Source organism: Streptomyces sp. MMG1533 (assembly GCF_001279775.1).
Lineage (GTDB): Bacteria > Actinomycetota > Actinomycetes > Streptomycetales > Streptomycetaceae > Streptomyces.
Window position 1 is genome coordinate 50024 of the sequence record NZ_LGDG01000249.1, and the last position, 10871, is coordinate 60894.

General features: G+C 70.9%; 7 protein-coding genes and 1 pseudogene. 4 read left to right on the forward strand and 4 right to left on the reverse strand.

Features of this window, described 5'->3' with window-relative positions:
• The first annotated feature begins 36 nt into the window (after nt 1-36).
• The 4 genes and pseudogenes from ADK57_RS35770 (at nt 37) to ADK57_RS50205 (ending at nt 5466) form a co-directional block, all read left to right on the forward strand.
• Nucleotides 37-948: an alpha/beta hydrolase gene (locus ADK57_RS35770; RefSeq protein ID WP_053753845.1), complete on the forward strand. Its 912-nt coding sequence runs from the start codon at nt 37-39 to the stop codon at nt 946-948.
• Nucleotides 949-1133: 185 nt separating this feature from the next.
• A complete protein-coding gene (locus ADK57_RS35775) occupies nt 1134-3023 on the forward strand; it encodes a propionyl-CoA synthetase (protein WP_053753846.1) in 1890 nt (629 codons plus the stop codon).
• Nucleotides 3024-3585: 562 nt separating this feature from the next.
• Nucleotides 3586-3777, forward strand: a pseudogene (locus tag ADK57_RS52315) (GAF domain-containing protein); the annotation flags it as partial.
• 294 nt (nt 3778-4071) lie between these two features.
• On the forward strand, nt 4072-5466 hold the full coding sequence (locus ADK57_RS50205; protein WP_053753848.1) for an MFS transporter: 1395 nt from the start codon (nt 4072-4074) through the stop codon (nt 5464-5466).
• 42 nt (nt 5467-5508) lie between these two features.
• Here the strand turns inward: ADK57_RS50205 and ADK57_RS35790 are convergent, their stop codons facing one another.
• The 4 genes from ADK57_RS35790 to lnt form a co-directional block, all read right to left on the reverse strand.
• Nucleotides 5509-7455, reverse strand: coding sequence for a helix-turn-helix domain-containing protein (locus ADK57_RS35790; RefSeq protein ID WP_053753849.1), 1947 nt, complete (start codon nt 7453-7455; stop codon nt 5509-5511).
• Between the two features lie 77 nt (nt 7456-7532).
• A complete protein-coding gene (locus ADK57_RS35795) occupies nt 7533-8342 on the reverse strand; it encodes a 3-hydroxybutyrate dehydrogenase (RefSeq protein WP_053753850.1) in 810 nt (269 codons plus the stop codon).
• 54 nt (nt 8343-8396) lie between these two features.
• Nucleotides 8397-8876, reverse strand: coding sequence for an NUDIX hydrolase (locus ADK57_RS35800; RefSeq protein WP_053753851.1), 480 nt, complete (start codon nt 8874-8876; stop codon nt 8397-8399).
• A 68-nt stretch (nt 8877-8944) separates the two neighbouring features.
• The gene (gene lnt, locus ADK57_RS35805) at nt 8945-10558 is read right to left on the reverse strand and encodes an apolipoprotein N-acyltransferase (protein WP_053753852.1); all 1614 of its coding nucleotides are present in this window, start codon (nt 10556-10558) and stop codon (nt 8945-8947) included.
• Between the last annotated feature and the right edge of the window lie 313 nt (nt 10559-10871).

Sequence of the window (10871 nt, forward strand, 5' to 3'; positions counted from 1 at the left end):
TCATGACCAGCACGTCGTCTGAGAAGGAGCACCACCATGGGAGTAAGCCCAGAGGCACACGAGTTCGCGGAGTTCCTCGCGAGTGTGAGCGCGAAGTCGTCGACACCCGGCCTCGACCTGGCCGTCATCCGCGACATCGTCGACTCGAACCACAAGGCGTCGACCGAGCCGGAAGGCGTCAGCTACGCCGAAGTGGACGCGAACGGCGTCCCTGCTCTGTGGGCCATCCCCGAGGGCGCCGACCCCGATCGGGCGCTGCTCCACTTCCACTTCGGCGGATCCGTCACCGCCTCCATGCACTCCGACCGCAAGGCCGCGGGCCACATCGCGAAGGCGGCCGGCGCCCGCTCGCTCGTCGTGGACTTCCGCCTGGCGCCCGAGCACCCCTACCCGGCGCAGCTCGACGATGCCGAGACGGCCTACCGGTGGCTGCTCTCGCAGGGCTATGAGCCGCGGAACATCGGCAGCACGGGCCACTCGATCGGCGGCACCCTCGCGGTGATGCTGCCGCTGCGTCTGCTCGCGAAGGGCGAGGCGACCCCGGGCGCGATCGTCAGCGTCTCACCGTGGACCGACCTCACCATCCAGAACGCGTCTGTGGACGAGAACGAGGAAAGCGACAAGATGCTCAGCCGGGGCACGCTGGAGCTCTTCCGGGGAGCCTGGCTGCAGGACCCCGGCCTGGACTTCGCCGACCCCGGCATCAGCATCGCGAACGCCGATCTGACCGGCCTGCCCCCCACGACCGTCCACTACGGCGAGTACGAGACCCTCGCCGACGACGGCGCCCAACTCGGCCGCCGCCTCGCGGACTTCGAGGTCACCTCCGAGGTCCACCCGCTGCCCGAAGGGCAGCACTCGTTCGTCCTGGGCGCCGGGCGCGTACCCGAGGTGGACCAGGCGATCCAGCAGATGGGTCAGTGGCTCCGTAAGCACCTCGGCGCGTGAGCAGAAGCTGCACCTGACGGCGGGCCTGTTGACGGCCAGGCCACCGCACCACCGCCATGCCGGTGACCGGTCCGCCGGTCTCCGGCATCTTGCTCGACCATGTCGACCGGTGTGCGGTACTTGTGTCCGACACCGTTCCGCACGCAGCCCCACCACCGTCCCTCTATGCCACAAAGGAGTGCGCGATGGGAACGTACGAGGATGTCTTCCGCGCCAGTACCGAGGACCCGGAGAGCTTCTGGCTGAAGGCGGCGGAAGGCATCGACTGGGATGTCACTCCGCAACGCGCCCTGGACTCCTCGGGCGCACCGTTCTACCGCTGGTTTCCCGACGGGCGGCTCAACGTCTGTTTCAACGCGCTCGACCGGCACGTCGAAGCCGGCCGGGGTGAGCAGCCCGCGCTCGTCTACGACTCCCCCGTGACCGACACCCGGCGCACCTACACCTACGCGCAGCTGAGGGACGAGGTGGCGGCCTTCGCCGGAGCACTCGCGCAGCTCGGCGTGGGGCACGGCGACCGCGTGGTGATCTACATGCCGATGGTTCCCGAGGCCGTCGTCGCGATGCTGGCCTGTGCGCGTATCGGCGCGGTCCACTCGGTCGTCTTCGGCGGGTTCGCCCCGCGCGAACTCGCCCTCCGCATCGATGACGCGGCCCCCAAGGTGGTCGTCTCCGCCTCCTGCGGCATCGAGGGCAAGCGGGTCATCGCATACAAGCCGCTGCTGGACCGGGCGATCGAACTCGCCGTTCACAAGCCGGAGAAGTGCGTGATCCTGCAACGCCCGCAGGAGCCGGCCGCGCTGGGCCCGGACGATCTCGACTGGGCCGGTCTGGTCGCCGCCGCGCCGCCGGCCGGCTGCGTTCCCGTCCCCGCCACCGATCCCCTCTACATCCTCTACACGTCCGGAACGACCGGAAAGCCCAAGGGAGTCGTGCGTGACTGCGGCGGCTACGCGGTGGCCCTGCAGTGGTCGATGGGCGCCGTGTACGACGTGGGCCCGGGCGAGACGATGTTCACCGGCTCCGACGTCGGCTGGGTCGTCGGGCACTCCTACATCGTCTACGCGCCCCTGCTGGCCGGTGCCACGACCCTGCTGTACGAGGGCAAGCCGGTCGGCACCCCGGACGCGGGCCAGTTCTGGCGCGTCGCCGCCGAGTACCGGGTCAAGACCATGTTCACGGCGCCCACCGCCTTCCGGGCGATCAGGAAGGAGGACCCGACGGGGGCGCTCACCGCCGACTACGACCTCTCCCACCTGCGCTATCTCTTCCTGGCCGGTGAGCGGCTCGACCCCGAGACCTATCACTGGGCGAGCGCCCTGCTGGGCGTCCCGGTGATCGACCACTGGTGGCAGACGGAGACCGGCTGGCCCATCGTCGCCAACCCCGTGGGCATCGAGGCCGCTCCCCTCAAGCCCGGCTCCCCGACCCGCCCGCTGCCGGGCTGGGACGTCCGCGTCCTCGACGCTTCGGGCGAGCCGGTGCCCCCGGGCGTCGACGGTGCGATCGTCGTGCGGCTCCCCCTTCCGCCCGGCGCGCTCCCCACGCTCTGGAAGGACGACGATCGCTACGTCGCCTCCTACCTCTCCGCCTACGACGGGTACTACCTCACCGGCGACAGCGGCCACATCGACGACGACGGCTACGTCTTCGTGATGGGCCGCACCGACGACGTCATCAACGTCGCCGGACACCGGCTGTCCACTGGAAGCATGGAAGAAGCCCTGGCCGCCCACCCCGACGTCGCCGAATGCGCCGTCATCGGTGTCGCCGACGAACTCAAGGGACAGATCCCGCGTGGCTTCGTCGTCCTCAAAGCAGGCAGCAACCGCGAACCGAGCGAGGTCGAGGCCGAACTCGTCCAGCTCGTACGCGAGCGCATCGGCGCCGTCGCCTCCCTCAAGGACGTCACGGTCGTGGCAGCCCTTCCCAAGACACGTTCGGGCAAGATCCTGCGCAAGACCATGCGCGGCATCGCCGACGGCCGCGACGAACCCATCCCGTCCACGGTGGACGACCCTGGCGTCATCGAGGTCCTGCGCCCCGTCCTCCGCCGCGCCGGTCACACCCCGTGAAGGGCTGACAGCACCCTGGCCGACGGTGGGCGAGCGCGGCCGCCGGTCTTCGCGCCGCCCGGCCCGTCGGTCGGGGCGGGGATACCTTGCGATTGTGGGAACTGACGCCCATGTCTTCCTCAGCGATCTCGCTCGGGGCCTCGCACCCCGAGCGGATCAATTGGGCGACGTGGTGCTGCAACACCTGCTCGGCGAGCTTCCCGACGTGTGGAAGCACGAGGACATCGCCGCCGTGGCGCCAGTGGCGTTGTCCGAACACATCGCCGCCGTACTGGATTTCCTCGAGCGCGGCCTTGGTATGACCGAGGTCAGGACGCCACCCGCCGCCATCGAGTTCGCCTGTGAACCACCCGCACCGCGCAGGAACTGGCGGACGTCGGTGCCGACCACCTCGCGGACCTCGTCACCGTCGACCTCCTCTCCTCCGCCCTCCAGGAGGAGGGACGTACCCGGTGGCCGGTCCTGCGACGCTCCGCCGCATCGCCCCAGGCTGCCTCGAACGACTCCGAACAGCCCCTCCGGCTCCGCCTTCACCGCCGACGACGTCCCCCCATGGCTGGCGATGTCGGCGGACCACGAGCCCGCCCTGCTCGCCCTGCTCGCCCTGCGCGCCCTGCGCCTCCACTCCATGCTCCTGATCCCGCTGTGGGCCCGCGGAAGCCCGCTGGGATTCGCACAGTTCGTCCGCCGTCAAACGGCGGAGCCCTTCGACGACGACGAGCTGCTTCTGGCCCAGGAGATCGCGTCCAGAGCGGCGGTGAACATCGACAACGCCCGTCGCTACACAGAGGGCGTTCTTTTAGTCAGCACCAAACCAGCACGGGAGTCAGCACCCCACCACCAAATCACGCCCGAACAGTGCAACTCGGACAGTGCTTTCGCGGGCCCTATGGAGGCTTTCGTAGAGGCTCCGGCCACGCCCTCATGGTGGCCGCACGCACCTCCGGACGCAGAACTATGGTGCCCCACCACATGTGCCACTGACCTGCGCATTCCTACGGTATGGCGACACACAAACGTCCCCGCCAACCGCATGGAAGTGGTGCCGATGTCCTCCCCCGCGACCGCTCCCCCCTCCCGAGAAACCCCCGCCAGCCTCAAGCGCATCGTCGCCGCGAGCCTCATCGGCACCACCATCGAGTGGTACGACTTCTTCCTCTACGGTTCCGCCGCGGCCCTCGTCTTCAACAAGCTGTTCTTCCCCGGCTCCGATCCCCTGGTCGGCACACTTCTGTCGTTCCTGACGTACGCCGTCGGATTCGCGGCCCGTCCGCTGGGCGCGCTCGTCTTCGGGCACTACGGGGACCGGCTCGGGCGCAAGAAGCTGCTGGTGCTGAGCCTGCTGCTGATGGGCGGTGCGACCTTCGCGATCGGCCTCCTGCCGACCCACGCCACGATCGGTACGGCCGCTCCGGTGCTGCTGACCGTGCTGCGTCTGGTGCAGGGCTTCGCTCTGGGCGGCGAGTGGGGCGGGGCGGTTCTGCTGGTGTCCGAACACGGGGACGCGCGCCGGCGTGGCTTCTGGGCGTCGTGGCCGCAGACCGGGGCGCCCGCGGGGCAACTCCTCGCGACGGGCGTGCTGTCGTTGCTGACCGCCGTCCTGTCGGATGCCGCCTTCGGCAGCTGGGGCTGGCGGATTCCGTTCCTGCTCTCCGGTGTGCTGGTGATCGTCGGTTTGTGGATTCGTCTGTCTGTCGATGAATCGCCTGTCTTCAAGGAGGCGTTGGCGCAGGCCGAGGCCCGCAAGGCGGCACGGCCCACCGACACGGAGAAGCTGCCCGTCGTCTCGGTGCTGCGCCACCACTGGCGGGACGTCCTGGTGGCGATGGGCGCGCGCATGGCGGAGAACATCAGCTACTACGTGATCACCGCGTTCATCCTCGTCTACGCCACCACTTCGGCCGGCGTCTCCAAGCAGACCGCGCTCAACTCGGTGCTCATCGCCTCGGCCGTGCACTTCGCGGTCATCCCGGGCTGGGGCGCGCTGTCGGACCGGATCGGCCGCCGTCCCGTGTATCTGCTGGGCGCTGTCGGCGTAGGCCTGTGGATGTTCCCGTTCTTCTCGCTCATCGACACCGGCGGCTTCGGCAACATGATCCTCGCGGTGACCGTGGGCCTGGTGCTGCACGGCGCGATGTACGCACCCCAGGCCGCCTTCTTCTCCGAGATGTTCGCGACCCGGATGCGCTACTCCGGAGCCTCCATCGGCGCCCAGTTCGCCTCGGTCGCGGCGGGCGCGCCCGCACCGTTGATCGCCACGGCACTGCTGTCGGACTACGGGAGTTCGACGCCCATCGCGCTGTACGTCATCGGCGCGGCCGTCCTGACGGTCGTCGCCGTGGCAGCGGCCAAGGAGACCCGCAACCGGGACCTGGCCGAGGTCGAGCCCGCCGCCGACGCGGAGCCGGTGGCGGCCCGGGCCGCGGACGCTCGTCCTGTCTGACCCTCCCCGGAACCGGCCCCCGTACGCCCGTGCGTACGGGGGTCAGTGCTGCACTCTGTCCGACAACCGGTGCAGCCGCAGGGCGAGTTGGATCTCCAGGGCACGCGCGGGGCTCTGCCAGTCGTCGCCGAGGAGACGGCCGACCCGTTCCAGGCGCTGGGCGACCGTGTTCACGTGGACATGCAGCTCGTCCTTCGTTCGGGCCGGGCTCATCCCGCAGGCGAAGTAGGCGTCGAGGGTGCGCACCAGGTCGGTGCCGCGCCGTTCGTCGTACGCGACGACCTGGCCGATCGTACGGTCGACGAAACCGCCGATGTCCCGGTCCCCGGCGAGCAGCAGCCCCAGGAAGCCGAAGTCCTCCGCCGCGGCCCCGTCGCCGACGCGGCCGAGGAGTCTCAGGGCGTCGAGACAGCGTCGGCCTTCCTCGTAGGCGGCGGCCACGGCGTCCGGGTGGGCGGCGAGGTCCCCGACCGGGGCGGAGGCGCCGACGGTGACCGACTCGTGCACGGCGGTGCCGAGGTGGCGGGCGGTGCGGCGGGCCAGCTCCGTCGCGGTGTCGCCGGGTTCCAGGGGCAGCAGCAGGACGGTGCCGCCGTCACGGGCGGCGGCCAGGCCGTGCCGGGTGGCGGCGAGGTGGGACGCGGCGGACCACAGGCGTCTGCGGGAGGCCGCTTCCTGATCGGCGTCGGCCGCGGCGACGTCCAGGCGGGCGGCGAGGACGACATGGCCGGCGTCCAGGTCGGCGTGCAGCCGGGACGCGCGCTCGCGCAGGAGGCGCGGGTCGCGGTCACGGGCATCGAGGAGGTCGTCCAGCAGTTCGCCGCGCACGCGTTGCTCCGCTTCTGCCGCGGAGCGCCGGGCGAGCAGCAGCAGCGAGGTGACCATGGCGGCACGCTCCAGGGTTCGCTGGTCGACGGGGTCGAGCCCGGGATGTCCGCGCAGCACGAGCGCGCCGAGGAGTTCACCGCCTGCGGCGACGGCCGCGATCCAGTCGTCCGCATGTCGCACCGCGTGTCCCTCGGCACGGGACACCTCCAGGGCCTCGGCGGGAGCGGTGGCGGCCTCGCTGAACTCGACCGTGCCGTCGAGGACTTCGGAGACGGCGGCGGCCACGTCGTGGACCCCTCCGCCGCGCAGTACGAGTTCGGCGAGCCGGTCGTGGACGTCGGAGGCACGCTCGATGACCCCGCTGCGGTCCCGGATGATCTCGTTGGCGCGCTCCAGGCCGGCGAGGGCCGAACGGGTCTCGGTGAGGAGGTTCGCGGTGTCGATGGCGGCCGCGGCCAGCGCGGCGAAGGAGCCGAGCAGCGCGATCTGCTCCCGCTCGAAGACCCGTGCTCGCCGGTCCGCCGCGAAGAGAACGCCGATGACATGGTGCCCCAGCATCAGCGGCACGCCGAGGATGGCGACCAGGCCTTCGTCCCGTACTCCCGTGTCGATGGCGTGGGTGTGCTGGAAGCGGTCGTCCTTGAAGTAGTCGTCGGTGACGTACGGACGAGCGGTCTGGGCGACGAGGCCGCCGAGGCCCTCCCCCATCCCGAGCCGCAACTGCTGGAAGCGGGCCGCGACCGAGCCCTCGGTGACCCGCATGTAGGTGTCTTCCCGCACCGGGTCGTTCAGACTGAGGTAGGCGACGTCGGTGCCGAGCAGCGACCGGGCGCGCTGCACGATCGCCTGCAGCACCGCGTCCAGGTCGCGCAGCCCGGCCAGGTCGTGGGCGGTCTCGAAGAGCGCGGACAACTCTGCCTCCCGCCGGCGCCGCCCCTCAAGCTCCGAGCGCACGCGCAGCGCGAGCAGCTTGGCCTGCTCCAGCGCGACGATCCGCTCGGCCGGCCGCCCCTCGGCGCGGGCGAGCAGCACCGGCTGCTCGTAGGCGTCGGCGGACGCGCCGCGGGCGAGCAGCTCCAGGAACGGCGCCTCGGCGCCGCCTGCCGACGCTGCCGCGGCGGCGTCGGAACGCTCGGCGGACTGCACGTGATCGCGGGACATGCTCACAGGATTCACCATCACCCGACCGCCCCGTCAGCCCTGTGGAAAACTCCGCGGGGCGAGCGGAGCCGCCCCGGTCAGTGCGCGGTCCAGCCGCCGTCGAGGACAAGCGAGGTGCCCGTCACGAAGGAGGCCTGCGGGCTGCACAGGTACGCCACGGCCTCCGCGACCTCGTCGGGCTCGATCAGCCGCTTGAGTGCGCTGTCCTGCAGCAGCACCTCGGTGAGCACCCGCTCCTCGGGGAGGCCGTGCGCCCGAGCCTGGTCGGCGAGCTGCTTCTCGACCAGTGGGGTGCGCACATAGGCGGGGTTCACACAGTTCGAGGTGACCCCATGGGGTGCACCTTCGAGGGCGGCCGTCTTGGACAGCCCCTCCAGTCCGTGTTTGGCGGCCACATAGGCGGACTTGTAGGCCGAGGCGCGCAGACCGTGGACGGAGGACACGTTGACGATACGGCCCCACCCCTGCCCGTACATGTGGGGCAGCGCGCCCCGGATGAGCCGGAACGGCGCCTCCAGCATCACGGTGAGCACTGTGTGGAAGGCCTCGGGCGGGAACTCCTCGATGGGGCGCACCAGTTGCAGCCCGGCGTTGTTGACGAGGACGTCGGTTCCCGCGGCGGCGAGTTCGGCGGCGTCCAGGTCGGTGAGGTCGAGGACGTGCGGTTCGAGGGTCCCGGCGAGCCCCTGGGACCGCTCGGCGAGGGCCTCGAGACCCGCGGCGTCCCGGTCGACCGCTCTCACCTTGGCTCCGGCGGCCGCGAGCCGCAGCGCACAGGCGCGGCCAATGCCGCCGGCGGCGCCGGTGACGAGGGCGGTGCGGCCGCCGAGGTCGAGCGTGGGGGCGGGGGCGCCGTGGGGGCCCGGGAGGGCACTGCTAGCGGTCATGCCTCGACCCTAGGCAGCACCGGAGCCCCGACCCATGTGGTCACCACCCACACTTCACTCGAAACTCGTGGCGTCGAACCATGTGGGTGTGTCCGACAGCGCCTGCTTGATCCTGAGGTGTGCGAACTCGTTCAGCTCGGGCATGGCGTCCACCGCGAACCACCCCACCTCCAGCGACTCGTCGTCGTTCACCCGTGCCTCGCCGCCCAGGGCCCGGCAGCGGAACGAGATGTCCATGTACTGGCACACGTCGCCGTTGTCGTAGGTGACCGGCTTCAGCGACTGGACGACGATCACCCGCTCCACCTCGCAGTGGACCCCCGTCTCCTCCTCCACCTCGCGCACCGCGCAGGCCGCGGGCTGCTCACCCGGCTCCGGGATGCCTCCGATCAGTGACCACTTGCGGGTGTCGGAACGGCGGTTGAGCAGCACTCTGCCCTCGTCGTCGAAGACGACGGCGCTGACACCGGGCAGCCACAGCAGATCGTGGCCGATGGAGGTCCGGAGCGTACGGATGAAGTCAGGAGTAGCCATGGCCTCGACCCTAACGGGCCGGTTCCCTCGCTCTGGCGGTCGTCCCCGGGCGCCCGGCGGGCGTACGGCTACACGTCACCGGCGCGTCGCCCGCGCACACCGGCTCCGATGGCCCAGCCGAGTCCCCCCACCGCGACCAGCACCAGGGCGATCTCCGGCAGGATGCCCAGCTGTGTGGCGGGCGTCTGCGAGGAGCGCAGAGGGACCTTCTGGACCAGCGAGTCGGCGACGAACATGCCGGTCTTCTGCGTGATCTTCCCGTCCGGCATGATGATCGCGCTGACGCCGCTGGTCACCGGCACGGTGACGGTCCGGCTGTGCTCCACGGCGCGGACGCGGGACATGGCGAGCTGCTGGTAGGTCATCTCACTGTGGTCGAAGGTCGCGTTGTTGCTGGGCACGGAGATCATCTGCGCGCCGTCGGTGACCTCGGAGCGCACGGCCCAGTCGAAGGCGGCCTCGTAACAGGTGACCAGGCCGACCTTGGCGCCGTCCATGTCGAACACACCCGGCTTGCTGCCCCGGCTGAAGTCCTGGCGGACCATCGATGTCCAGTTGCTGTTGATCGCCCCGATGAGGGAGCGCAGCGGGAGGTACTCGCCGAAGGGCTGGATCTGCCGCTTGTCGTAGGTGTCGACGGGGCCCTTGGCCGGGTCCCACAGAATCTGCTCGTTGTAGAGCTTGCCGTCCCGCTCCACGACGCCGCCGACGGAGATCGGCACGCCGATCGCCTTGGCCGCCTCGTCGATGACGGTGCGTGCGTCGGCGTTGGCGAAGGGGTCGATGTCGGAGGAGTTCTCCGGCCACAGGACGAAGTCGGGCTTGGCGACCTTGCCCGCCTTGACCTCGGCGGCCAGCCGCTCGGTCTCGCGCGCGTGGTAGTCGAGCACGGCCCGCCGCTGGGCGTTGAACTCCAGCCCCGCACGCGGCACGTTGCCCTGGATGACCGCGACGGTCACCGTGCCGTCCTCGGCCTTGTCGCTCACCAGCGGCCGGGCGGCCACCGCTCCCGCCACGGGCACGGCCACGCTCAGCAGGGCGACGGCCGCCGCGGACCGCCGTACCGTGCGCGTGCGCCGCCCCTCGACGACCAGGCGTACGGCCTCGCACAGACCGAAGCCGCACAGGACGACCGCGAAGCCGAGCACCGGGGTGCCGCCCACAGCCGCCAGCGGCAGGAACACGCCGTCCGCCTGACCGAACGCGATCTTGCCCCAGGGGAACCCGTTGAACGGCACGCGCGCGCGTGCCGCCTCGCCGGCGATCCAGATCGCACCCGCCCACACCGGCCAGCCCGGCAGCTTCGACACCGCGGCGACCCCCGCGCCGACCAAGGCGACGAAGATCGCCTCGATCACGACCAGCGCGATCCACGGGCCGGGGCCGACCTCCACCCCGGTCCACACCAGCAGCGGCAGCAGGAAACCCAGGCCGAAGAGGTAGCCGAGACCGAGGCCCGCCTTCCAGCCACGGCCGCGCAGCACCCAGCCGAAGACGGCGAAGGCGGGCAGGGCCAGCCACCACAGGGTGCGCGGCGGGAAACTGACGTAGAGCAGCACTCCGGAGAGCGCGGCTGCGGCGGCCGGGACGAGACGACGCAGGAGCCGCGCCCCGCGCGATGGGGGCGCGGTCGAGGGCTGTACCTGGTCCGACTCGTCCACGGAGGTTGCGGTGACGGTCACCTGGGGAGTGTACGGCGGCCGGCCTCGGAGCCGACAGCGCGGTCCGCCCGGCCGCAGCGGACACCGTGCGGCACATCGGGCGCATCGTTCCTGCGCAACTCGGTCCAACTCGTCCACAAACCGGCCATCAGCCGTTACGGTATGCCGGAGTCCTTGCCGTACGGGCCGGTAACGCCCGTGGCGGCCGGGATCGTCACAGGTCGGGGGCGACCGGGTTCGGGGGGCGGGGTGGGTTCCACGGGTATGACGTCTGTGGCGGGGGCCGGTGGGGACGGCGGCAGCGGAAAAACTTTTTAGGGCAGGGGGGGGGGGG

Bases quoted from the DNA above. Each gene is read 5' to 3' on its own strand.
- ADK57_RS50205 (WP_053753848.1), top strand. From the start codon at position 4,072: ATGTCCTCCCCCGCGACCGCTCCCCCCTCCCGAGAAACCCCCGCCAGC.
- ADK57_RS35800 (WP_053753851.1), bottom strand. From the start codon at position 8,876: ATGGCTACTCCTGACTTCATCCGTACGCTCCGGACCTCCATCGGCCAC.
- ADK57_RS35795 (WP_053753850.1), bottom strand. From the start codon at position 8,342: ATGACCGCTAGCAGTGCCCTCCCGGGCCCCCACGGCGCCCCCGCCCCC.
- ADK57_RS35790 (WP_053753849.1), bottom strand. From the start codon at position 7,455: ATGTCCCGCGATCACGTGCAGTCCGCCGAGCGTTCCGACGCCGCCGCG.
- ADK57_RS35775 (WP_053753846.1), top strand. From the start codon at position 1,134: ATGGGAACGTACGAGGATGTCTTCCGCGCCAGTACCGAGGACCCGGAG.
- ADK57_RS35770 (WP_053753845.1), top strand. From the start codon at position 37: ATGGGAGTAAGCCCAGAGGCACACGAGTTCGCGGAGTTCCTCGCGAGT.